We start from the raw sequence: 23,314 nt of genomic DNA on the forward strand, positions 1-23,314 counted from the left end.
CTCGGGGGCCGCCCCGGCGCTCAGCGGGTCCTGAACACCGTGTCGTGCCACTCCTTGCGGGCCAGGCCGGTGATGTCGCTGGAGACGTGCTTGAGCTGGGTGTACTCGTCGAACGAGTAGACCGACATGTCCTTGCCGTAGCCCGAGCCCTTGACCCCGCCGTGGGGCATCTCGCTCACGATCGGGATGTGGTCGTTGATCCACACGGTGCCGGCGGCCAGCTCCCGGCTCGCCCGCTGGGCGCGGAACACGTCGCGGGTCCACGCCGAGGCGGCCAGCCCGTAGGGGACGTCGTTGGCCAGCGCCAGCGCCTCGTCGTCGGTGTCGAACGGCAGGACGGCGAGTACCGGGCCGAACACCTCCGACTGCACGACCTCGCTGCGCTGGTCGGCCCCCACGAGCAGGGTCGGCTCGTAGTAGGCGCCGGCGGCCAGCTCGCCGCCGGGTGCCCGGCCCCCGGTCACCACCCGCGCGCCGTCGCCGACGGCCCGCTCGACCATCGCCGCGACGCGGTTCCGCTGGCGGAAGGAGGCCAGCGGCCCCTGGTCGGTGTCCTCGTCGCGGGTCGGCCCCAGGCGTACCGAGGCCATGAGCTCGGCGACCCCGGACACGAATTCCTCGAGCAGCGAGCGGTGCACGTAGGCGCGGGTGGCGGCGGTGCAGTCCTGCCCGCTGTTGATCAGCGAGCCGGCGACCGCACCGCGCACGGCGGCGGTCAGGTCGGCATCGTCGAAGACGACGAACGGCGCCTTGCCGCCGAGCTCCAGGTGCAGCCGGGTGCCGTTCGCCGCGGCGACGGCCGCCACGTGCCGGCCCGCGGCGGTGGACCCGGTGAAGGAGGTCATCGCGATCCGCGGGCTGCCCACCAGCGCCTCGCCGGTGAGGGGGCCGGGCCCGTTCACCACGTTCACGACCCCGTCGGGGACGCCGGCCCGCCGGCAGGCCTCGGCCAGCAGCAGCGTGGTGAGCGGGGTGGTCTCGGCGGGCTTGAGCACGATGGTGTTGCCCGCGGCGATGGCGGGGAGCACCTTCCACACCGCCATCTGCAGCGGGTAGTTCCACGGCGCGATCGAGCCGACGACGCCGACCGGCTCGCGGCGCAGCGTCGAGGTGTGGGTGCCGTCCCACTCGGTGGCCGCCATGCCGTCCAGCCGGCGCGCGGCGCCGGCGAAGAAGGCGACGTTGTCGATCGAGCCGGGGACGTCGAACTCGCGGGACAGCCGGATCGGCTTGCCGGCCTGCGCCGTCTCGGCCTGCGCCAGCTCCTCGGCCGTCGACTCCAGCTCCGCCGCGAGGGCGGTCAGCACCGCCGACCGCTGTGCCGGGGTGCTGCCGGCCCAGCCGGGCAGCGCGGCGGTGGCGGCGTCGATCGCGCGGTCGACGGTGGCCGGGGTGGCGGCGCGGTAGGTCCACAGGACCTCCCCGGTCGAGGGGTCGACGACCTCCTGCTCCGGACCGTCGCCGTCGCACGGCACCCCACCGACGTGGTGGGCACCCTCCGGGAGCTGCACGGTCGCCTCCTCGGCACTCGGGACGTCGCCCGGGAGACCGGCGACCCGCTCAGCCTGCCCGCGCCCGCCGCGCGCGACCGGGACGGATCGTCGACTCCGCGGCCGGTCTCCGTCGATCCGTCGCCCTCGGTCAGCCGTGCGCGCCGACCCGTGCCCGGATCGAGGGGATCACCCGCCACGCGGTGACCGCCGAGACCGCCAGCAGCACGGTCGCCGCGATCGCGGTCACCTGCATCGCCGAGGTGAACGCCTCGCGGGCGGCGTCGAGGGCCGCGGCGTCGGCACCGAGCACCTGGTCGGCACGGGCCAGGGACTCGCGGGGCGCGCCGTCGGCCAGGCCGGCGACGTCGGCCGGCAGGTGGGCCCGGTAGAGGACCGTCTGCAGGGAGCCGAGCAGCGCGATGCCGAGGGCGGCGCCCAGCTCGTAGGAGGTCTCCGACAGCGCCGAGGCGGTGCCGGCGGTGCGGGGGTCGACCGCGCTGACCGCGGCGTCGGTGCTGAGGGTGAACGCGATGCCGAAGCCGCAGCCGAGGACGACGAGCGCGCCGGCCAGCCAGCCGTAACCGGACAGCGACTCGGCCCCGGCCAGGAGCAGCATGCCGACGCCCGCGGTGCCCAGGCCCAGGCCGATCGCGCGACCCAGCCCGATCCGCGAGACCAGCGGCCCGATGACGAGCACGACCGCCAGCGAGGCCAGCATGATCGGCATCTCCCGGATGCCGGCCTCCAGGGCGGTGTGCCCCCGCACCAGCTGCAGGTACTGGGAGAAGAAGAACAGCAGGCCGCTGAGCGCCAGCAGCGCGATGATCTGGCTGCCGAGGGCACCGGAGAAGGCCCGGTTGCGGAACAGCCGGACGTCGACCAGCGGGCTGGCGATGCGCAGCTGGCGCCGGACGAAGAGCGTGCCGGCGAGCACGCCCCCCAGCGCCGTCGCCACCGCGGTGGCGGTGAGCCCGTGGCCGACCAGCTCCTTGACCGCGTACACGACCCCGAGCACGGCGACGATCGACTGCAGCGCGCCGACGACGTCCAGCCGGCCGGGCCGGGGGTCGCGCGACTCGGGCAGCAGCAGCCAGCCGGCCACCAGCAGCACCACGACGATCGGCACGTTGACGAGGAAGACCGACCCCCACCAGTAGTGCTCCAGCAGCAGCCCGCCGACCAGCGGGCCGAGCACCGCGCCGCCGGAGGCGCCGGCGCTCCACAGCGCGATGGCGCGGGTGCGCTGCCGGGCGTCGGGGAAGAGGTTGCGGATCAGCGACAGCGTCGACGGCATGAGCGTGGCGGCGGTGACGCCGAGTGCGGCGCGCGCCACGACGAGGGCCACCGGGTCGGAGGCGACGGCGGCCATGGCGGAGGCCAGGCCGAAGCCGGCGGTGCCGATCAGCAGCACCCGCTTGCGGCCGTAGCGGTCGGCCAGGCCGCCCATGAGCACCAGCAGCCCGGCGAGGGCGAAGGAGTAGACGTCGCCGATCCAGAGCAGCTCGCCCGCGGTCGGCTGGAGGTCGGCGGTGAGCGCGGGGACGGCGAGCGACAGCACGGTGCTGTCGACCGAGAGCAGGACCACCGCGAGCACCAGCACGCCCAGCGCGGCCCACTCGCGGGGGCCGGCGGACGGAGGTGTCGGCAGGACGGGCGCGGGAGCCCGCCGGGTGGCGCTCATGGCGAGCAGCGTACCGACCAGACGGTTTGTTGTCAGCCGACATACGCTGTGACCTCGTCGAGAGGAGCGAGTCGTGCCAGGACAGATGCGGGACGCCGTCCGGACCCGGCGCGTCCTCCTGGACGCGGCCGCCCGGTCGGTGACGGTGCACGGCGCCGGCGTGAGCCTGGACGTCATCGCCCGGGAGGCCGGCGTCTCCAAGGGCGGGCTGATGCACCACTTCCGCACCAAGGACGACCTGTTCGCCGCCCTCGTCGACGACCTGTTCGAGCAGTTCGCCCGGGCCGTGCAGGAGCGGGTGGGCCCGGACGACGACCGGCCCGGCCGGCTGCTGCGGGCCTACGTGCGAGCGACGTTCGACGACCTGGCGCGCGGGCGGGAGGCCGTGGAGCTGAGCACGCTGCTGGCCACGCTGAGCGCCTTCCCGGAGATCGCCCGCCGGTCGCAGGAGCGGTACCGGCGCTGGAACGAGGAGCTGGCCGCCGACGGCGTGCACCTGCAGCGCGTCCTGCTCGTGCTGCGTGCCTGCGACGGGATGTCCATCGCGCCGCTGTTCGAGGGCGTGCCCGACCCGGAGGAGCTGGCCACCACCCGGGAGCTGCTGCTCCGGCTGACCACCGGCTCGGGCCCGCTGGTCGACCTCCCGTGATCCGCCTTTCGCGCGCGAAGGGCGGAACGGGCCGGCACTCCGTCATCGCGTCGGCGGCCGGCCCGATCGCCGACGCCGTGTCGCCGGGTGACCCGGCGGCGACCGGCGAGACTCCGTACCCGTGACCCCTCCCCCGGCGGCGTCCACCGCGGCGCAGCGGCTGCTGAGCGACGACGCCGGGGCCGCAGCCCTCGACCCGCTGCCGCTCGACCCGGCGACGGTGCGGGCCGGGGCGCCCGAGGCCGCCCTCGCCGAGCTGGAGGACGGCGACGGCGCGGTCGGCGTCTGGGAGCTCGGTCCGGGCATCGTGACCGACGTCGAGGAGGACGAGGTCTTCGTCGTCCTCTCCGGGCGGGGCACGGTGACCTTTCCCGACGGGTCGACGATCCCGCTCGGACCGGGCACCGTCGTCCGCCTGCGCGCCGGCGACCGGACCGTCTGGCAGGTCAGCGAGACGCTCCGCAAGGTGTACGTGGTCCCCGCCTGAGCTGCGGCCCCTCACATGCGGAGGGGGTCGGGTGGGGCGAGGTCGTCGAGCCAGGGTGGATCGGGTTCGGGGTCGGTGGCCCAACCCGGTGGCTGGGTGGTGCGGGTGACCCCGGAGGGGGTGCGGACGATCAGTCGCCCGTCGGGCAGGAGGGTGAAGGACCAGCCGCGGGCGTGGGTCTTGATGCGGTGGTGCCGGCGGCACAGGCAGCACAGGTTCTGGCACTCGGTGGGGCCGCCGGCGTCGTAGGGCTGGACGTGGTCGATGTCGCAGCGGCCGGGTCGGCGGCGGCAGCCGGGCATCCGGCAGGTGCGGTCGCGCGCCTCGACGTAGCGCCGCTGCGCCGCCCGCGGCCCGTACCGCGTGGTGCCGGCCGGACGGCGCAGGCCCGGGCCGCCGGCACCGCGCCGCACCTCTCCCCGGGTGGCCACCGCGACGGTCTGGCCGGTGGTGGCGTCGTCGAGGGAGAAGGTGAGCGATCCGCCGGCGGGCGGGGACTGCAACCCGAGCATGTCCAGGGCGGCCAGGACCTCGCGGCACTGGGCGGCGGAGACGACCTGCCCGTCCAGCTCCCCGGGCTCGCTTCCACCGCGCAGGGTGGAGATCCCGACGTGCACGGTGAGCTGCGCGGTGACCGGTGGGCGGGTGGTGTCCCAGGGCCGCAGGAGCAGATCCAGCGCCGCGGCCGAGCGCAGCCGGCCGATGGGGCGGGGATCGCCGTCGGCGCGCAGCCAGCGGGCGTAGGAGTCCACCGCGGCCCGGGCCGCGTGCACCTGCGGCAGCGGGCCTTCGATGACCAGCCGGCCCAGGTCGTCGGCGGTGCGCTGCACCGACACGTCCGCCGTCCGCTCGGCGGTCCGCCGGCGGCGGTCGCGGGCGTCGGCGTCCAGCCGGTACAGGTGGTAGCGGGTCCGGTCGGCCAGCCGCGAGGGCGGGCGGTGCTCGGCGCCGGGCAGCACCCGGGCCTGCACCCCGGCGGCGACCTCGTCATCGGCGTCACCGAGCAGATCGAGCAGGATGCGGGCCTTGCGGACGGTCAGCCGCCCGGCGAACAACTCCGCCCACGTCGGCGCCAGCTTGCCGGTCAGCAGCACCGCCTCGGCGGCCAGTGACTCGGCCTCGGCATCCGAGCAGCCCCGATCACCGCCAGCTCGGAGACGAAGTCATCGGACAGGTGCGCCAACGCCAACGGCCGCACCGCCGCCGCATCCGGACCCCGCCCCAGCGGGTCAGCACCCCGCTCGACCGCCCGGCGGCGGGCCAGCTCCGCGATCGCCGCCGCCTGCCGGGCGTGCTCCCGGGCCATCCGCGCATCGGTCGACCAGATGTCGCACACCAGATCCGACTCGGTCGACCACCGCGGCACCACCTCCCCCGGCGACACCGGCCACGGCACACCCACCAGGGGCGGTCGCGGCGGCTGGGTGTCGACCACACCAGCAGTCTGACCTGGGGGTACGACAGTTTCCGGGCACGCCGCCACCCGTTCCGCAGGTACTCCGACGTCAGGGCCGGGCGACCGTCCCCGCCCGGGCCGCGGCGTCCTCCATCGCCCGCACCAGCGACTCGACGGTGTGGTCGAAGACCTGCCGGTCGGTCACGTCCACGAGCTCCGCGGCGTGCTCGCGCGTCACGGGGTACTCGGCCGCGGAGGAGGCCGCGTACACGCGGGCCCACGCGGACTCGTCCTTGGCCGCGACCTCGGCCCCCAGCTGCTCCACGACCGCGTTCGCGCCGCTGAGGCTCAGGATGGCGTCGGCGTAGGACCGGTAGAACAGCACCGTGGCCCGGCGGTCCAGCCCCAGCCCGGCGATCGTCGAGAGCAGGAACTCCACGATCCGCCGCTCCCCCGGGCCGCCGGTGACCCGCGCGAAGGCCGAGGCGTAGATGGCCGGATAGGTCGTGGAGATCCGCCAGCACGCGTCCGCCAGCGCGCGCAGCCGGTCCTGCCAGGTCAGCAGGTCGCCCCGGTCGGCCAGCTCCTCGACCGCCAGCTGCTCGGCCCGGTCCATGCAGGCGAGCACCAGGTCGTCCTTGTCCCGGAAGTGCCGGTAGAAGGCCGTCGGGTCGACCCCGAGCTCCGCCCCCAGCCGGCGGACGGTGAGGGCGCCGGCGCCCTCCCGCTCGATGAACTCGAGGGCGGCCTGCACGATCGCCTCGGGGCTCAGCGACTCCCCCGCGGCGCGGGTCCGGCGCCGCCCGCGCGCAGGGGCCGGCCGCCCCTCCCGCTCACTGGTCTCCACCGCGGACCCGCCTCTCGTCCCTGTCCGTCCGACACATGCTAACGATTAGTCAACGCTGTTGACAGCAGCGTTGGCGCCCGCTTCCATGGCTGCCACACATGAGGGAGGTCACATGCGTGCCACCACTGCCTCCGTGCCCACCCTGCGGGCGGTCCCGGACACCGACGGCGCACGGACGACGGAACACCCGGCCGCGCTGGGCCGGACCGGCATGACCGTCGCGCGGGTGCTCGACGTCCCGGTCCTGCGCTCGGCCGACCCCCTGCTGGTCGCCGGCGCCTCCGGCGTCGACCGCACCGTGCGCTGGGTGCACACCACCGAGCTGGTGGACGTCGCCCCGCTGCTCCGCGGCGGCGACCTCGTGCTCAGCACCGGGATCGCCCTCCCCGACACCGGCGAGGAGCTGGTCGGCTTCGCCGAGAGCCTCGACCGCAGCGACGCCGCCGGCCTGGTGATCGAGCTCGGCCGCCGCTGGGCCGACCTGCCCCCGGCCCTCGTCGAGGCCTGCGACCGGCTCGGCCTGCCGCTGATCGCCCTCCGCCGGGAGGTGCGCTTCGCCGCCGTCGCCCAGGCCGTCGGCGAGCGGATCGTCGACGCCCAGCTGGAGGAGCTGCGCGAGGCGCAGCGGGTGCACGACGTCTTCACCGAGCTGGGCCTGGCCGAGGCCGACCCGGCCGAGGTGCTCGAGGCCGTCGCCCGCCTGACCGGCGCCACCGTGGTGCTCGAGGACGGCCAGCACCGCCTCGTCGACTACCGGCCCGGGCCCGGCGACGCCGCCGGCTTCCTCGCCGACTGGCAGCGGCGCTCGCGGGCCGTGCCGCTGGACCGGCGCACCACCTGGGACCCGGCCAACGGCTGGCTGCTCACCCGCGTGGGCCGGCCGGAACGGTCGTGGGGGCGGCTGGTCGTGCAGGCGCCGGAGGTCCCGGCACCGCGGCTGGTCGCCGCCGCCGAGCGCGCCGCCGCCGCGCTGGCCCTGCACAACCTGCACCACCGGCAGCGGGACAGCCTGGTCCGCCGCACGCACGCGGAGATCCTCGCGGCGCTGGTCCGCGACGCCACGGCCCCCGAGGTGCTGCAGCGCTGCGAGCTGGCCGGGCTGCCGGTGGGCCGGCGCAGCTTCGTCGGGCTGACCGTGCGGCTGGCCGAGGCCCCGGAGGACGCCGTGCCGCGGCGCGTCCCGGGCGTCGAGACCGTGCTCGCCGCCGCCGTGCACGCGCTGTCCGAGGAGCGGGTGCCCGCGCTCGTCGCCGTGGTGGACGGCGACGTGCGGGTGCTCGTGTCGCTGGACCGGTCGGCCGATCCGGCCGACGTCGTCGAGGAACTCGCCCGGCGGCTGCACCGGCGCAACACCGTGGTGATCGGCGCCGGCGCGGCGGTCGACCGGATCGCCGCCGTCGGGCGGTCGCTGTGCGAGTCGGTGCACGTCGTGGACTCCGTACGGCACCGCGCCGACGGCCCGCTGGTGCACCGGCTGTCCGACGTGCACCTGCGCGGCCTGCTGACCATGCTCGCCGACGACGAGCGGCTGCGGATGTTCGTCACCCGCGAGCTGGAGCCCCTGCGCGAGCACGACGCGCGGTGGTCGACCGGCCTGCTCGACGCCGTCCGGGCGCTGGTCCGCAACCCCTGCAGCAAGTCCGACGCCGCCGCGAGCCTGCACATGTCGCGGCCGGCCTTCTACGACCGGCTGGCCAAGATCGAGCGGCTGCTCGGCGTGGACCTGGACGACCCCGACATCCGGGTCTCCCTGCACGCCGCCGTGATGGCCGACGAGGTGCTCACCGCCCGCGCCGGCTGAGCCGGCGCGGGCGGGTTCCCCCTATCCCAGCGCGTAGAAGCGGATGCAGACCTTCCGGTCCTCCTCGCGGGCCATCCCGACGAACACCGTCGAGGTCAGCCAGGAGTGCGCCTCGGCGTCGGTCTGGAACTCCGGCTGGGTCCGGTAGTAGTACTCGTGCTCGGTCACGGCCTCGCCGGCCTCGACCCGCGCCTCCACGGCCGGGTCGGCGACCCAGAAGCCGCGGTTGAGGATGTCGATGACCGCCCCGTCGTCGGCGCGGAGCAGGTACCGGGCCCAGAGCTCGGTGCCGGTCGGCCGGGTGGTCGACCAGTCGCCGCCGTAGGGCAGCACCTCGCCGTTGAGCCGGGGCCCGGCGACGGTGCCGCCGGTGATCGGGGTGAACCACACCTCCTCCCCCGGCCCGCGGCCGATCCGCAGGGGCGGAGCGACCTCGACGCGGGCCTCGAAGGCGAAGGTGAGCTGGGGCTCGAGCAGGTCGGCCATGGGGGTCCTCTCGGTCGGTGGCGCGGTCAGCGCCGGGTCAGGACGAGCCGGCTGGGCGTGCTGCCGCCGACGCGCACGGTCTGCTCGGAGGCGGCGAACGCCGTCGCCTCCCAGGGGTCGGAGCCGTCGCCCGGCTCGAGCACGTACTCGGGGAAGTCGCTGCTCATGAGCTGCAGCGCCCAGCGGTGGCCCGGGCGCAGCCGGTGGGCGATCGGCAGCAGGTCCACGCACACCGGCCGGTCGGCGGGGACGACGTCCAGGTGCACCTGGCCCTTGGCCACCAGCTCGTGCCGGCCGTCGGGAGCGACGTCGAGCAGCCGGGCGTGCAGGTTCGTGGTCGTCGCCGTGCTCTCGAGGAACACCTCGGCCGACACGCGCCCCAGGTGGTCGATCGCCGTCTCCGCCACCGGGCCCTCCAGGTGCAGGACGTCGGCGCGCACCGCCGTGGCCTCCAGGCCGCCGCGGCCCGCGAGGCGGGCGAAGGGATTGTCCGCCGTCGGCGGCACCGGATCGGCGGGGTCGTGGCGCCAGCCGGCCGTCGCGGCGTCGCCGGCCTCGGGCACCAGCACGGGACGGCCGTCCTCGAGGCCGAGGAACAGCGGGACCTCGGTGGTGCCGGGCACCGGCCACGCCCCGGCGGTGACCGGCTCGCCGTGCACGGTCTCGGCGAACACCCGCGGCACGTCGTCCCGGCGGCCGGCCAGGACGGCGTCGAAGAAGTCGAGGCTGGGGTCGAGCACCGGCGCGAGGTCGGGGATCTCGCCGAAGGCGAGGATCTCCTCCCCGAACCGGTTGAGCTCGTGGTCGATGGCCTCCAGCCGCAGGTGGACGGCGTCGCGCCACCGCTCGTCGGCCAGCAGGGCGTCGAGGTCGGACCACGAGTACTGCGCGCAGTTGTCGTACAGCCCGACGGTGAACAGCGTCGGCACCGGAGGTGCGGCCAGCAGCTGCTCGACCGCGGGCCCCTGGAAGCGGAGCCGGTCCTCGCCGAACTCGGCGTCGAAGTTGACCGACCGCCGGCCCAGCTCGGAGAAGAACACCTCGAACTGGTCGCGCAGCGGGCGGGCGGTCCAGTCGATCGGCCACTCGTAGGCGTCGCGGTCGACGTACCAGCCGGCGAAGTACGCCTTGCGGGTGGTCGCCTCCACGTCGACGGTGCCGTCGCGGTAGGTGACCTCGCGGGAGAGCCGGGTGCCGGTCAGCCGCGGCGCGATCGCCCGGAGCGCGGGAGGAGCAGCGGCCGCGGCGGCCAGCTGGGTCATGCCGTAGTAGCTGTCGCCCCACATGACCACGTCGCCGCTGCACCAGGGCTGCTCGGCGATCCAGGCGATCGTGTCGGCGCCGTCGTCGACCTCGTGGCAGCCGAACTCGGTCGCGCCGCCGGAGCGGAACTTCCCGCGCACGTCCTGCACCACGACCGTGTACCCGCGCGCGGTGACGTACCGGGCGATCACCGGCAGGAAGCAGTAGGCGCCGTCCTTGTCGTAGGGCAGCCGGACGAGGACGACGGGGTGCGCGCCCGCGCCGGCCCGGTACAGGTCGGCGGCCAGCAGGACGCCGTCGCGCATGGGCACGGACAGCTCCTCCGCGTCCCCGGGCACGGGCGCAGGGCGCAGGACGGTGATCTCCACGAGTTCTCCAGGGGTCGGGTGCGATCAGCTGTCGAAGCCCAGACCGAAGCGGTCCAGGGTGCGCAGCCAGAGGTTGCGGCGGCCGGTGCGGTCCTCGCGGGCCAGCGACCAGCGGGTGAGCTGGATGCCGATCCAGGCCAGCGGCTCGGGCGGGAAGGGCAGCGGCTTGCGCCGGACCATCTCCAGCTCGGTCCGCTCGGTGCGCAGGCCCTCGAGCCGGTCGAGCATCACGTCGGCGGCGAACCGGGAGGCGCCGACGCCGAGCCCGGTGAAGCCGAGCACGTAGGCGGCGCGTCCGCGCAGCGCGGTGCCGAACAGCGCCGCGAAGCGGGTGCTGGTGTCGATGACCCCGCCCCAGCGGTGGGTGAAGCCGACGTCGCGCAGCTGCGGGAACGTCTCGTAGAAGTGCTCGGCCAGCACCCGGAAGGTCGCGCGCCGGTCGTCCAGCGCCGGATCGATCCGCCGGCCGAAGTGGTAGATCGCGTCGTAGCCGCCCCACACCACCCGGTCGTCGGCGGTGAGCCGGTAGTAGTGGAACTGGTTGCCGGAGTCGGAGATCCCCTGGCGGCCCTCCCAGCCGACCGACGCCAGCTGCTCCGGGGTCAGCGGCTCGGTCGCGAGGACGTAGTCGTAGACGGGGACGGTGTGCAGCCGGGCCCGCCGCAGGAGCGGGCGGAAGGCGTTGGTGGCCAGCACGACCGAGCCGGCCCGGACGGTGCCGGACGGCGTCGTCACGCGGACGTGCCCGCCCCGGTGCGCGATCCCGGTCGCCGGGGTGGACTCGGCGAGAACCACCCCGAGCGACTCGGCGGCCGCGGCCAGCCCCCAGGCCAGCCGGGCCGGGTCGACCAGGGCGCAGCCGTCGCGGAGCCAGCGGCCGGCCAGGTAGGTGGGCGAGTCGACCAGGGCGCGCACCGAGGCGGCGGCCAGGAAGCCGTCCTCGTCCGGCGCCAGCCCGGCCACCTCGTGCGGCCGGGTGGCGACGGCGAGCACGCCGGGCAGCCGGAAGTCGCACTCGATGCCGTAGCGCTGCACGGTGTCGGCGATGCCGGCCAGGTTCTCCGCGCCCAGCCGCTCGAGCAGGTCGTACTCCCCCGGCCAGCGCGTGCGCCCGTTGACCTCGCCGTGGGTCAGGCTGGCCTCGCAGAAGCCGCCGTTGCGCCCGGTCGCGTGGTCGGCGATCCGGCCGGCCTCCAGCAGCAGCACCCGGCGGTCCGGACGGCGCTCCTTGGCCCGCAGCGCCGTCCACAGACCGGTGAAGCCACCGCCGACGACGACGAGGTCGGTGTCGGCGTCCCCGGCCAGCGCCGGCCGCGGCGCCGGGCGGTCGGGGGTGTCCAGCCAGAGGGGCACCGGGGCCGCCCGGTCGATGCGGGCGTCGAGCTCCGCGGCGGACAGGTCGGTCGCGGTCACGAGGGGGCTCCGGAGGTCTCGGGGGCGAGTGCGCGGTTGGTGCGGGCGACGGCAGCCGGGTCCCAGCCGGGCTCGGGCACGGAGTCCAGCAGCAGCCGGGTGTAGGGGTGCCGGGGCGCGCGCAGCAGCTGCTCGGTCGGGCCCCGCTCGACCACCCGGCCCGACCGCATGACGATCGCCGAGTCGGTGATCGCGCGGACGACGGCGAGGTCGTGGCTGACGAAGACGTAGGAGATCCCGGTGTCGCGGCGGATCTGGTCCAGCAGGGTCAGCACCTGCGCCTGGATGGACACGTCGAGCGCGGCGACCGCCTCGTCGAGCACCAGCACCGCCGGCTGGATGCCGAGCGCCCGCGCGATCGCCGCCCGCTGCCGCTGGCCGCCGGAGAGGTTGCGCGGCAGCGCCCGGGCGTTGCGCTCGCTGAGCCCGACCTGGTCGCAGAGCTCGGCGACGCGGCGGCGGCGCTCGTCCGGGGAGAGGCCGAAGTGCAGCCGCAGCGGCTCGGCGATGGACTCCTCCACGGTCAGCCGCGGGTCGAACGACTGGTAGGGGTCCTGGAAGATCATCTGGATCCTGCGCGCCTGGGCGGCCCGCTGCCGGCGGGAGGTGGCGCCGACGACCTCGCCGTCCAGCCGGACCTCGCCGGCGGTGGCCCGCTCGAGGCCGACGAGGATCCGCGCCGTCGTCGTCTTGCCCGAGCCCGACTCGCCGACGATGCCCAGCGACGCGCCGCGCTCCAGGGCGAAGCTGACGTCGTCGACGGCGCGGAAGGAGCCGAAGCTCTTGCAGAGGCCGGTGACCTCCAGGACCGGCTCGGTCACGACCAGTTCTCCTTCCCGGGCCGGATGCACGCGGCCACGGAGCTGCCGTGCGGGCGCAGCGCCGGGACGTCCTCGGCGCAGGCGTCGACGGCCTGGGGGCAGCGGTCGCGGAACGAGCATCCCGACGGCGTCTCGGCCAGGGCCAGCGGCCGGCCGCGGATGGCGCGCAGCTCCTGGCGCGGGCTGTGCAGCGACGGGTGCGCGGCGAGCAGGGCGGCGGTGTAGGGGTGCGCGGGGGCGCGGAACAGCTCCGCGCTGGGCGCGGACTCCACGATGCGCCCGGCGTACATGACGTAGACCCGGTCGCAGACCGCGGCGGCCAGCCCGAGGTCGTGGGTGACGAAGACCAGGCCCATCCCGCGCTCGGCCTGCAGGTCCTTGAGCAGGGCGACCACCTCCGCCTGGGTGGTGACGTCGAGCGCCGTCGTCGGCTCGTCGGCCAGCAGCAGGGACGGCCGCACCGACAGGGCGCCGGCGATGACGACCCGCTGCAGCATCCCGCCGGAGAACTCGTGCGGGTGCTGCCGCATGGCGCGCGCCGGGTCGCGGAGCCCGACCTTCTCCAGCAGGGCCAGCGCCTCGGCCCGCGCCTCGGCGCGGGGCGTGCCCGACGCCCGCAGGCCCTCGGTCAGGTAGTCGCCGATGCGACGCACGGGGTTGACCGAGGCGCGCGGGTCCTGGAAGACCATCGACACCTCGGAGCGGCGCAGCCGCCGGAGGGCGTCGCGGCCGGCGGTCAGGACGTCGGTGCCGCCGACGACCACCCGGCCGGTGGTCGTGGCCCGGTTCGGGAGCATGCCCATCGCCGAGCGGACGGTCAGCGACTTGCCGGAGCCGGACTCGCCCACCAGGCCGACCGTCTCGCCCCGGCCGACGGTCAGCGACACGTCGGCCAGCAGCGGCACCGGCCCGTCGGGCCCCGGCACCGACAGCGACAGCCCGTCGACCGACAGCACGGTCGCCGGCTCGGTGTCCTCCACGGCGACCACGGGGGCGCCGGCGCGCACGCCCATCACGAGCGCTCCCCCGTCCGGCCGACCGAACTGCCGAGGTGGTCGCCGAGCACGTTGACCGCGACGACGGTGAGCAGGACGGCGACGCCCGGGATCACCGCCGGCCACGGCAGACCCTGCAGGAGCGCCGGCTGCGCCTGGGCGATCATGGAACCCCAATCGGACTGCGGGGGCGTCACGCCCAGCCCCAGGAAGGACAGGGTCGCGAGGTCGATGAGGGCGTAGCCGAAGGCCAGCGCCGACTGCGCGGCGATCACCGGCGTCAGGTTGGGCAGGACGTGCCGGAGGGTGACGGCCAGCCGGCCGAAGCCCATGACCTGGTAGCTCTCGACGTAGGGCCGCGCCGACTCCTGCATCGCCAGGCTGCGCACCACCCGACCGACGAACGGCGTGTAGCTGATGGCCAGCGCGATCATCGGCGCGGTCAGCCCCCGCCCGAAGACCGCGACGGCGAGCATCGCCAGCAGCAGCCCGGGGAAGGCGAAGACGACGTCCATGGCCCGCGACAGGAGGACGTCCAGCCAGGCCGGACCGCGGGCGGCGGCCAGGCCGATGGTGACGCCGGCGATCGTGGACAGCCCGACGACCGCGAGCGGCGCGAGCAGGGACAGCCGGGCGCCGTCCATCAGGCGGGAGAGGACGTCCCGGCCGGTGGAGTCGGTGCCGAGCAGGTGCCCCGGCGCACCCGGGGCCAGCAGCGAGTCCAGCAGGCTGGTGGCGTCCGGGGAGTACGGGGCCAGGACCGGTGCCAGGGCGGCGACTGCGGCCACGACGACGAGGAAGGCGGCGGACAGGACGACCGCGACGGGACGGCGCCGGCGGCGGGCGGTGGCCCGCCGGGTCCGCAGCGCCGGGATGGTGAGCGTCATGCGCGCGCCCGCTCCTTCTGCACACCGGGGTCGACGACCGGCATGACCAGGTCGACGAGCAGGCTCATGACGACGAAGAGCGTCACCGCGAGCAGCGAGATGGCCTGGACGACCGGGAAGTCCTGCCGGCCGACCGAGCTGACCAGGAACGACCCGATGCCGTTGATGCCGTAGGCGGTCTCCACGACCGCGGTGCCGACGAACAGCGAGGCGACCAGCAGGCCGACCAGCGTGAGCACCGGCCCCAGGGAGTTGCGGACGACGTGCCGGCGGATGATCGCCGCCGTCCCGACCCCCCGGCTGCGGGCGACCTCGACGTGCTCCCGGCGCAACTGCTCGGTGAAGCTGGCCTGCGCCACCCGCGCCAGGACGCCGAAGGCGACCAGCGCCATCGACAGCGCGGGCAGCGTGAGGTGCCAGATCCGGTCGACCAGGCCGTCGCCGGCCCCGGTGACCGGGAACCAGCCCAGCTGCACGGCGAACACCGACAGCAGCACCACCGCGGCGACGAACGGCGGGGTGGCCACCGCACCGCTGGTCAGCACCGTCGTCAGCCGGGCCACCCCTCCCCCGCGGACGGCGCCCACGAGGGCCACGGCCAGGCCGAGGGCGACGGTCATCCCCGCGGCGTAGGCGATGAGCGCCGCCGAGATCCCCAGCCGGGCGCCCAGCAACGTGTTCACGCTGTCCTGGTAGACCGCGGAGATGCCGAGGTCCCCGCGGAGCACGTCGGTGATCCAGTGCCAGTAGCCGGTGAGGAACGGGTCGTCCAGCCGGTACCGCTCGCGCAGGGCGTCGAGCTGTTCCGGGCTGAGCCGGCGCCCGGCCGCGAGAGCGTCGGCCGGGTCGCCGGGCACCAGCCGCAGCGATCCGTAGATCACCACCGAGGCCACGGCGATGGTCAGGAGACCACCGGCCAGCCGGCGGGCCAGCCACGGTCCGGTCGATCGGGCCACCGGGATCCCCCTCCTCCGCCGCAGCCGGTTCACGCGCCGCCGAGCTCGGTGAGCCAGGGGGTGTAGAGGAAGTTCTGCCGCGGCAGCAGGCCGGCGAGGTCGGGGCCGTAGTAGACCGAGACGCCGGCGGTGATGATCGGGATGACGCCGTCGTCGTCGAGCAAGATCTGCTGCGCCTGCAGCACCAGCTCGGCGCGGGCCTCGTCGTCGGTCGTGGTCAGCGCCTCGCCGATGAGCCGGTCGTACTCCGGGTTGCTGTAGCCGGCGAAGTTGTAGAACGAGCCGGTGAGGAAGTACTGGTAGTACGCCAGCGGGTCGGGGAAGTCCAGGTAGCCGAGGGTGAGGAAGGCGTCCAGCCCCTCGCGCGCCTGCGCCGAGGAGAACACCGCCCCGAAGTCGGCCGGCGGCAGCGGCCGCAGCTCGATGCTCATCCCGGCCTGGTTGGCCGCGTCGGCGATCGCGGTGGCCGAGCGGGTCGCCTCGTCGGAGGCGGCCAGGTAGGCCAGGACGACCGGCTCGGCCGCGGCCGGGTTCTCCTGCACCAGCTCCGCGACCCGGTCGAGGTCCTGCCGGGGCTCGGGCAGCTCGTCGTAGGCGGACTGGTAGGTGTCCTCGGCGTAGCCGTAGGCCGCCGGCGGCACGAGCGCGCGCAGCGGCTCGGCGGCCCCGCGGTACACCGACTGGGCGATGCCCTCGTAGTCGATGGCGTACTGCAGGGCGTCGCGGGTGGCCGGGTCGCCCAGCGGGCCGCTCAGGTCCAGCGGCACCATGAAGATCGGCGACAGGCTGCGGCCGAAGAGCAGGTTGCCGGACTCGGCCAGCTGGTCGTAGGCCGCGGTCGGGATCTCCCACTGGCCGTCGGACTCACCGCTGCGCAGCGAGGCGATCTGGGCCGCCGGGTCGGTGGTGAAGGTGAAGGTGACGCTCTCGACGAGCGGCTCCCGCTCGGTGTCCCACCAGTCGTCGTTGCGGGTCAGCTCGATGCTCTGGCCCGACGTCCACGAGGTGAACGCGTAGGGCCCGGTGCACATGACGCCGGTGCCCGCGGTGCCGAAGGAGGGACCGGCCTGCTCGGCGAAGGCCCGGGACACGACGGTGAAGGCCGGCAGGGCGAAGTAGTTCTCCGCCAGCGGGTCGGGGTTGGTCAGCCGCACGGTGACCGTCCGGTCGTCGGTGGCCTCGATCGCCTGGAAGTTCACCGCCCAGCCGGCCCAGGGGGAGCCCAGGGCCGGGTCGAGGATCCGCGTGACGCTGAAGACGACGTCGTCGGCGGTCACCGGCGTGCCGTCCCAGAAGGTGACGCCCTCGCGCAGGGTGAACTGCCAGGTGGTCTCGTCGACCTGCTCCCAGGACTCCGCCAGCCCGGGCTCGAGCTCGTACTCCGGGGTGAAGCGCAGCAGGCTCTCGCACATGTTGCCGACGACGGTGCTGACGTTCTCGACGGCCGACAGCGCCGGGTCGAGGACCGGTGGCTCGCCGGTGGGCAGGTTCCAGGTGACCGAGTCGACGGCCGTGCTCGCGGCGGGGACCTCTGTGGTGATCTCGGCGTCGAACTGCTGCTGATTGCCGCCGCCTCCGCCGTCACTGCTGCAGCCGGCCGCGGTGGCGGCGGTCAGCAGGGCCGCGACGGCCAGGGTGGTCGTTCGCTGGGGAGAGTGCATCGGTGTCTCCGCTCGGTGGAGGCGGACCGGTCGGACGGTCCACGCACTGAGGGAATCAAAGGGCCCGGGAGCGCCACCCCCGGGCAACAGATCGTCGGATTCGGGGAACCGGGGTGACAGATCGCCCCGCCCGCCGCGAGGTGCCCGGCGGAGGATGGCCCTACCGTCCCCTGCCGTGCGCCCAGGAGTGTCATGACCGACGTCAGTCCCGCCGCCCCGTCCTCCGACGAGCTGTGGCGGTGGTCCGCAGCCCGGCTCGCCCGCGCGATCGCGGCCCGCGAGGTCAGCTCCCGCGAGGCGGTCAGCAGCTGCCTCGACCGGATCGCCGAGGTCAACCCGGCGCTCAACGCGCTGGTCGACGTGTACGGCGAGGAGGCCCTGGAGGCCGCGGACCTGGCCGACCGCATGGTCGCGCAGGGCCGCGCCGTGGGCCCGCTGCACGGCGTCCCCGCGTCGATCAAGGTGAACACCGACGAGGCCGGCCGGGCGACGACCGGCGGCGTCGCGGCGCACGCCGGCGTCATCGCCGAGAAGGACAGCTCCAGCGCGGCCGCGCTGCGCCGGGCCGGCGCGGTGTTCGTCGGCCGCAGCAACGTGCCGGCCTTCTCCTTCCGCTGGATCACCGACAACGAGCTGCACGGCCGCACGCTCAACCCCTGGGATGCCGCGAAGACGCCCGGCGGGTCGAGCGGTGGCGCGGCCTCGGCCGTGGCCAGCGGCATGGTGCCGATCGCGCACGGCAACGACATCGGCGGCTCGATCCGCTACCCCGCCTACGCCTGCGGGATCACCGGCTTGCGGCCCACCGTCGGCCGGCTGCCCTCCTCCGGGATGGAGGGCATGGACGCGCCGATGACCGCCCACCTGTTCTCCGTCGAGGGACCGCTGACCCGCTCGATCGAGGACCTCCGGCTGGCCTACGCGGCCATGACCGACTTCGACCCGCGCGACGCGTTCTACGCCCACGGTGCGGCGGCCCCGCTCTCCCGCAACCCGCGCCGGGTCGCCCTCGTGCGCAGCGTCGGCGTCGTCGACCCGACCCCGGAGGTGGACGCCGCGCTCGACCAGGCCGCCGGGTACCTGCGCGACGCCGGCTACCAGATCGAGGAGGTCGAGCTGCCGGTGCTGGCCGAGGCCTACCGGCTCTGGTACCTGCTGGCCGTGGAGGAGATCCGGCTCATCCAGCCGATGCTCGACGAGCTCGGCGGCAAGAGCCTGAAGATCGCCATGGAGGGCGTGTACGCCACCGCGGAGGACTTCTGGGGCCCGCAGCCGTCGCTGCCGGAGTACATCGGCGGATGGGCCCGGCGGAACACGCTGGTCACCCGCCTCGCGGGGTTCCTCGAGGAGTACCCGCTGGTCCTGCTGCCGGTGTCGGCGGAGCAGGCGTTCGACCAGGACGCCGACCTGGTGAGCGTGGACGAGGGCCGCCGGCTCGCGGCGGTGCAGTGGCCCTGCATGGCGGTGCCGACCCTCGGCTTCCCGGCGCTGAGCGTGCCCACCGGCGTGGCGGGCGGGCTGCCGGCCGGCGTCCAGCTGCTGGGGCGCCGGTTCGACGAGGCGGCGCTGCTCGACGCGGGCCAGGCCATCGAGGCGCGCGCGGGGCTGCTCACGCCGGTCGACCCGCGCTGATCCGCCCGCACCGCCGACGTCCCGCGGCCCCCGCCCGACCGGGCAGGGGCCGCGGTGCATCCCGCGCGCGGCGTGCCACGGTGGTGTGCGGCAGACAGGAGGAGTCGATGAGTCGGCGCACCGTCCGGACCCGCTCCGGCGTCCCCAACGGCGGGGTGTCGTTCTGGTACCGCGAGATCGGCGTACCGGCGCCCGGCCCGCCGCTGCCCGGTGACGCGACCGCCGACGTCTGCATCGTCGGCGGCGGGCTCACCGGCCTCTGGACGGCGTACCACCTCGCCGGCGCCGACCCCGGCCTGCGGATCGTGGTGCTGGAGAAGGAGTTCGCCGGCTACGGAGCCTCGGGCCGCAACGGCGGGTGGCTGACCGCCGAGCTCTCCGGCGGCCTCGACCGGTACGCCGCCACCGGCGGCCGGGACGGCGTGGTGCGACTGCTGCGGGCGATGGAACGCACCGTGGGCGACGTGCTCGCGGTGTGCCGCGCCGAGGGCATCGACGCCGACGTCGCCGAGGACGGCGTCCTGCACGTGGCGCGCACCGAGCCGCAGCTGGCCCGGCTGCGGGCGGTGCTCGACGGGCACCGCGAGTGGGGCACCGACCAGCGGTGGCTGAGCCGCAGCGAGGTGCGCGAGCGGGTGCGGGTGGAGGGCGCCCTGGGCGCGGTGTTCGACCCGCACGGCGCGCGCGTGCAGCCGGCCAAGCTGGTCCGCGGGCTGCTCGACGCCGTCCGCCGGCGCGGGGTGACGGTGCACGAGGGCACCGAGGTCACCGAGATCTCCCCCGGCCGGGCGGTCACCGCGCACGGCACCGTCCGCGCCGACGTCGTCCTCCGGTGCCTGGAGGGGTACACCGCGTCGCTGCCCGGTGCCCGCCGCGAGTGGCTGCCGATGAACAGCTCGATGGTGGTCACCGAGCCGCTGCCGGCCGACGTCCGGGCCGAGATCGGCTGGGCCGGCGCGGAGCTGGTCGGCGACGGCGCGAACGCCTACAGCTACGCGCAGATGACCGCCGACGGGCGGATCGCGATCGGCGGGCGCGGGATCCCCTACCGGTTCGGCTCGCGCACCGACACCGACGGCGTCACCCAGCGCTGGACGGTCGAGGCGCTGACCGCCGTCCTGCACGCCCAGTTCCCCGCGACGCTGGACGTGCCGCTGGCGCACGCGTGGTGCGGCGTCCTCGGCGTGCCCCGTGACTGGTGCGCCAGCGTCACGCTCGACCGGCGGACCGGCCTGGGCTGGGCCGGCGGCTACGTCGGCAGCGGGCTGTCGACCACCCACCTGGCCGCCCGCACGCTGGCCGACCTCGTGCTCGGCCGCGACTCCGACGCGGTGCACCTGCCCTGGACCAACCGGCGGGTGCGCCGCTGGGAACCGGAGCCGCTGCGCTGGCTGGGCGTGCGGTCGATGTACCTGCTGTACCGGGAGGCCGACCGGCGGGAGGCGGCCGGGCTGCGCCGGCCCAGCCGGCTGACGGGGGTGGCGAACGCGCTCACCGGGCGCTGAGCCCCCCGATCCGCCTTTCGCGCGCGAAAGGCGAGATCGGCTCAGCCCCGTCCGGGCCCGGGCGGGCCGGCGTAGGCCTGCGCCACCGCCAGCCACTCCTCGGCCACCGGCCCCTCGGCCACGACCGCGGTCTGCGCCCGGCTCCGGCGCCGGGTGACGAGCAGGCAGAAGTCCTCGGCCGGGCCGGACACCCGGTCGGCGGCGTCCTCGGGACCCCACGTCCACGAGCCGCCGTCCGGCGCGGCGAGCTCCAGCCGGACCGGCACGGTCGGCTCCGGTCGGCCGTGCACCCGGAAGCTGTACCCGAGGGTGCGCACGCCCAGGTGCGCGATGTGCCGCAGCCGGGCGCTCGGCACCCGGGTGCGGCCGAGGGCGTCGAGCACGTCCTGCCCGTGCGCCCAGGTCTCCATGAGCCGGGCGGTCACCGACGAGGCCGCGCCCATCGGGGGTCCGTACCAGGGCAGCCGCGTGCCGGGGTCGAGCCCGGCGAACACGCGCACGTACTCCGCGCGCGCCCGGCGGGCCCAGGCCAGCACCTCGGCCGGCGGCATGCCGCGGTGCTCGGCGGCCACCCGGTCGGGCAGGCCGTCCTCGGCGGTGCCGAGCCGGTCCAGCTCGGCGCGGAACCGCTCGGGATCGACCGCGGAGGTCACCGCCGCCTCGTCGAAGTAGGCCAGGTGCGTCACCTGGTCGCGCACGCTCCAGCCGACGGCGGGCGTGGGGCGGTCCCAGCCGGCGTCGTCGAGCCCGGCCAGGACGCCGTCGAGCTCGGCCCACTCCGCGGCGAGGTCGGCGGTGAGCGCCGCCATGTCGACCGGCATCAGGCCTTCATGCTCCCTCACCCCTCCCGGACGACGACCCGCGGCGGGAACGGCCCGCTGCCCAGCAGCGCCACCAGGTCCGCCCGGCGGTCGCGGACGGCGGCCTGGTTGACGTAGCCCTTGTCGGTGATCTCGCCGGCGTCCAGCTGTGCGGGCTCGGTGAGCACGAGCAGCCGCTCGACGCACTGGGAGGAGCCACCGCCCTCGGCGGCCAGCCGCTGCATGGTCGCGACCAGCTCCGCGCGCAGCGACTCGTCGGGGACGCCGTCGGCGTCGACCCGGCTCGCGGCCTCGGGGTTCACCCAGACCATCGCGGTCACGCAGTCGCCGTCCTGGCCGCAGATCACCGCGTCGGTCAGCAGCCCCTGCGACGCCGAGAGCAGCTTCGGGCGCAGCGTGCCGACGCTGACGAAGGTGCCGGTCATCAGCTTGAAGTCCTCGGCGATCCGCCCGCGGAAGACCAGCCCTGCCGCGGGGTCGGCCGGGTCGGCGAGGGCGACGGCGTCGCCGGTCCGGAAGTAGCCGTCCTCGTCGAAGGCGGCCGCGGTGAGGTCGGGGCGCCGGTGGTAGCCGGGGGTCACGTTCGGCCCCTTCACCCGGATCTCGGTCTTCTCGCCGACCGGCACCAGCGCGAGCTCCACACCCGGGAGCGGCACGCCCAGCACGTCGCTGCGGGTGATGGGGAAGTGCGCGGACGTCGCGGCGGGTGCGGTCTCGGTCAGCCCCCAGGAGGTGGTCATCCGCATGGTCGAGCCGTGCTCGGCGGCGAGCTTCTCCAGCCGGTCCCACAGCGTCTGCGGCAGCGCGGCGGCGGCGAAGAATCCCAGCCGCAGGCGCTCGAGGAACGCCTTCGCCGCGGCCGGGTCCCGCTCGAGCTGCGGCAGCAGCGCCGCGTACCCCGCGGGCACGTTGAGGTAGATGGTGGGCCGGGCGTCGGCGAGGTTGCGCACCGTCTTCCCGACCAGGGCCGGCGCCGGCCGGCCGTCGTCGATCCACAGCGTGCCGCCGTTGGCCAGCACCATGTTCATGTCGTGGTTGCCGCCGAAGGTGTGGCTCCACGGCAGCCAGTCGAGCAGCACCGGCGGCTCCTCGGGGAGGAACGGCCACACCTGGCGCATCTGCTGCTGGTTGGCCATGAGCATCCCGTGGGTGTTCACCACGCCCTTGGGCTGTCCGGTGGAGCCGGAGGTGAAGAGGATCTTGGCGACGTCGGTGCGCTGCAGGCCCGCGCAGCGGCGGTCCACCTCGGCGGTGGGCTCGGCGCCGAAGTCGGCCACGGCGACCGAGCCGGGCAGGTCGCCGTCCCGGCTGAGCACCGGGCGCCCCTCCCCCACGGCCGCCACGGCGCGGGCGAAGGAGGCGTCCTCGGCCACGACCAGCCCGGGGTCGACCAGCTCGACCATCGCGCGCAGCTTGGCGTGGTCGGTGCTCTGCAGGGAGTAGGCCACGCTGGTCGGGACGACGGGCGCGCCGACGGTCATCGCGGCCAGCGCGACGACCAGGTGCAGCCGGCTGTTGCCCGACAGCACCATGACCGGCCGGTCGGCCAGCCCCCGGTCCAGCAGGCCCTGGGCGATCCGGTCGGCGGCGGCGCGCACCTCGCCCCAGGTGAGCCGCGCCCACTCGCCGTCGGCGCCGCGCTCGGCGACGAGCAGCCGGTCGGGGTGCTCCTCGCTGTGCCGGCGGAACTCGTGGACGACGCTCACCGGGTGGTCGGCGAGCGGTTCGGCCGACCGCAGCAGCAGCCGGCCGTCGGGCAGCTGCTCGGCCTCGATGCGCGGTTCGGCGAACGGGAGCAGGCTCGCGTCGGCAGTCTCGGACACGTCGACCCTCCGGAGGTCGTGGGGAACGGGATGGATGTCGGCCGCGGCCGTCTCGTGCAGTGGACGGCCGGGTGGCGTGGCGGGGCCCACGGTCCAGCCGCGGGGGCCCCGGACGAGCTGGCCCTGGGCGGCCAGCCGGGTGTAGGCACGGAGGACCGTCGCCGGGTCGACGCCGAGCTCGGCGGCCAGGTCGCGGGTCGACGGCGCGCCGGCGCCGCGCACCAGCACCCGGGCGCGGATGCGCTCGACGACCAGCGCCTGGACCTGCTCGACCGGCGGCGGGCGCCGCGGCGAGGGCCCGGGGAGGGGATCCCCCATGCCTCACCTCC

The 23,314-nt window shown here is 75.4% G+C and carries 20 protein-coding genes; 5 read left to right on the forward strand and 15 right to left on the reverse strand.

The annotated features are described in order from the left end of the window. Window positions 1-20 precede the first annotated feature (20 nt). Complete coding sequence (locus ACI79R_RS12310) at window positions 21-1,511, reverse strand: gamma-aminobutyraldehyde dehydrogenase (protein WP_456573913.1); 1,491 nt, start codon at window positions 1,509-1,511, stop codon at window positions 21-23. A gap of 130 nt (window positions 1,512-1,641) precedes the next feature. Then, window positions 1,642-3,174, reverse strand: a complete 1,533-nt coding sequence (locus tag ACI79R_RS12315; protein WP_456573914.1) for an MFS transporter — start codon at window positions 3,172-3,174, stop codon at window positions 1,642-1,644. 73 nt (window positions 3,175-3,247) lie between these two features. Here ACI79R_RS12315 and ACI79R_RS12320 point away from each other — a divergent pair, with 73 nt between their 5' ends. Both ACI79R_RS12320 and ACI79R_RS12325 read left to right on the forward strand, forming a co-directional pair. Then, window positions 3,248-3,823, forward strand: coding sequence for a TetR/AcrR family transcriptional regulator (locus ACI79R_RS12320; protein WP_456573915.1), 576 nt, complete (start codon window positions 3,248-3,250; stop codon window positions 3,821-3,823). 121 nt (window positions 3,824-3,944) lie between these two features. Continuing rightward, window positions 3,945-4,310 (forward strand): cupin domain-containing protein, encoded by a 366-nt coding sequence (locus ACI79R_RS12325; RefSeq protein WP_456573916.1) that lies wholly within the window; start codon window positions 3,945-3,947, stop codon window positions 4,308-4,310. A gap of 11 nt (window positions 4,311-4,321) precedes the next feature. Here the strand turns inward: ACI79R_RS12325 and ACI79R_RS12330 are convergent, their stop codons facing one another. The 3 genes from ACI79R_RS12330 to ACI79R_RS12340 form a co-directional block, all read right to left on the reverse strand. Next, window positions 4,322-5,404: an HNH endonuclease signature motif containing protein gene (locus tag ACI79R_RS12330; protein WP_456573917.1), complete on the reverse strand. Its 1,083-nt coding sequence runs from the start codon at window positions 5,402-5,404 to the stop codon at window positions 4,322-4,324. Beyond that, a complete protein-coding gene (locus ACI79R_RS12335) occupies window positions 5,395-5,745 on the reverse strand; it encodes a hypothetical protein (RefSeq protein WP_456573918.1) in 351 nt (116 codons plus the stop codon). Before ACI79R_RS12335 ends, ACI79R_RS12330 begins: the two co-directional genes overlap by 10 nt. Window positions 5,746-5,815: 70 nt before the next feature. Beyond that, a complete protein-coding gene (locus ACI79R_RS12340; RefSeq protein ID WP_456573919.1) occupies window positions 5,816-6,553 on the reverse strand; it encodes a TetR/AcrR family transcriptional regulator in 738 nt (245 codons plus the stop codon). A gap of 112 nt (window positions 6,554-6,665) precedes the next feature. Here ACI79R_RS12340 and ACI79R_RS12345 point away from each other — a divergent pair, with 112 nt between their 5' ends. Continuing rightward, a complete protein-coding gene (locus tag ACI79R_RS12345; RefSeq protein ID WP_456573920.1) occupies window positions 6,666-8,354 on the forward strand; it encodes a PucR family transcriptional regulator in 1,689 nt (562 codons plus the stop codon). Between the two features lie 21 nt (window positions 8,355-8,375). Here ACI79R_RS12345 and ACI79R_RS12350 read toward each other — a convergent pair whose 3' ends face one another. From ACI79R_RS12350 to ACI79R_RS12385, 8 genes are read right to left on the reverse strand one after another with little or no spacing between them, the layout of a single operon-like run. Further along, window positions 8,376-8,840: a DUF3237 domain-containing protein gene (locus ACI79R_RS12350; protein WP_456573921.1), complete on the reverse strand. Its 465-nt coding sequence runs from the start codon at window positions 8,838-8,840 to the stop codon at window positions 8,376-8,378. A gap of 26 nt (window positions 8,841-8,866) precedes the next feature. Beyond that, a complete protein-coding gene (locus tag ACI79R_RS12355; RefSeq protein ID WP_456573922.1) occupies window positions 8,867-10,471 on the reverse strand; it encodes a CocE/NonD family hydrolase in 1,605 nt (534 codons plus the stop codon). A gap of 24 nt (window positions 10,472-10,495) precedes the next feature. Continuing rightward, the gene (locus tag ACI79R_RS12360; RefSeq protein WP_456573923.1) at window positions 10,496-11,884 is read right to left on the reverse strand and encodes an NAD(P)/FAD-dependent oxidoreductase; all 1,389 of its coding nucleotides are present in this window, start codon (window positions 11,882-11,884) and stop codon (window positions 10,496-10,498) included. Further along, complete coding sequence (locus ACI79R_RS12365) at window positions 11,881-12,705, reverse strand: ABC transporter ATP-binding protein (RefSeq protein ID WP_456573924.1); 825 nt, start codon at window positions 12,703-12,705, stop codon at window positions 11,881-11,883. The genes ACI79R_RS12360 and ACI79R_RS12365 overlap by 4 nt, the downstream gene beginning before the upstream one ends. Further along, the gene (locus ACI79R_RS12370) at window positions 12,702-13,718 is read right to left on the reverse strand and encodes an ABC transporter ATP-binding protein (protein WP_456574036.1); all 1,017 of its coding nucleotides are present in this window, start codon (window positions 13,716-13,718) and stop codon (window positions 12,702-12,704) included. Before ACI79R_RS12370 ends, ACI79R_RS12365 begins: the two co-directional genes overlap by 4 nt. Further along, entirely contained in the window at window positions 13,718-14,587 is an 870-nt protein-coding gene (locus tag ACI79R_RS12375; protein WP_456573925.1) for an ABC transporter permease, read from the reverse strand. The genes ACI79R_RS12370 and ACI79R_RS12375 overlap by 1 nt, the downstream gene beginning before the upstream one ends. Continuing rightward, complete coding sequence (locus ACI79R_RS12380; protein ID WP_456573926.1) at window positions 14,584-15,543, reverse strand: ABC transporter permease; 960 nt, start codon at window positions 15,541-15,543, stop codon at window positions 14,584-14,586. Before ACI79R_RS12380 ends, ACI79R_RS12375 begins: the two co-directional genes overlap by 4 nt. A gap of 29 nt (window positions 15,544-15,572) precedes the next feature. Next, a complete protein-coding gene (locus ACI79R_RS12385; RefSeq protein ID WP_456573927.1) occupies window positions 15,573-17,204 on the reverse strand; it encodes an ABC transporter substrate-binding protein in 1,632 nt (543 codons plus the stop codon). Between the two features lie 192 nt (window positions 17,205-17,396). Here ACI79R_RS12385 and ACI79R_RS12390 point away from each other — a divergent pair, with 192 nt between their 5' ends. Together ACI79R_RS12390 and ACI79R_RS12395 are read left to right on the forward strand one after the other, a co-directional pair. Next, window positions 17,397-18,836 carry an amidase gene (locus ACI79R_RS12390; protein WP_456573928.1) on the forward strand — a complete coding sequence of 480 codons (1,440 nt, stop codon included), beginning with the start codon at window positions 17,397-17,399 and terminating at the stop codon, window positions 18,834-18,836. Between the two features lie 107 nt (window positions 18,837-18,943). After that, window positions 18,944-20,341, forward strand: coding sequence for an NAD(P)/FAD-dependent oxidoreductase (locus ACI79R_RS12395; protein WP_456573929.1), 1,398 nt, complete (start codon window positions 18,944-18,946; stop codon window positions 20,339-20,341). Between the two features lie 41 nt (window positions 20,342-20,382). On the opposite strand, the gene ACI79R_RS12400 is transcribed toward ACI79R_RS12395, so the two are convergent. Both ACI79R_RS12400 and ACI79R_RS12405 read right to left on the reverse strand, forming a co-directional pair. Further along, entirely contained in the window at window positions 20,383-21,162 is a 780-nt protein-coding gene (locus tag ACI79R_RS12400) for a TIGR03084 family metal-binding protein (protein WP_456573930.1), read from the reverse strand. Window positions 21,163-21,179: 17 nt separating this feature from the next. After that, window positions 21,180-23,303, reverse strand: coding sequence for an AMP-binding protein (locus ACI79R_RS12405; RefSeq protein WP_456573931.1), 2,124 nt, complete (start codon window positions 23,301-23,303; stop codon window positions 21,180-21,182). Window positions 23,304-23,314: the final 11 nt, after the last annotated feature.

This window comes from Blastococcus sp. SYSU D00820 (assembly GCF_054050695.1).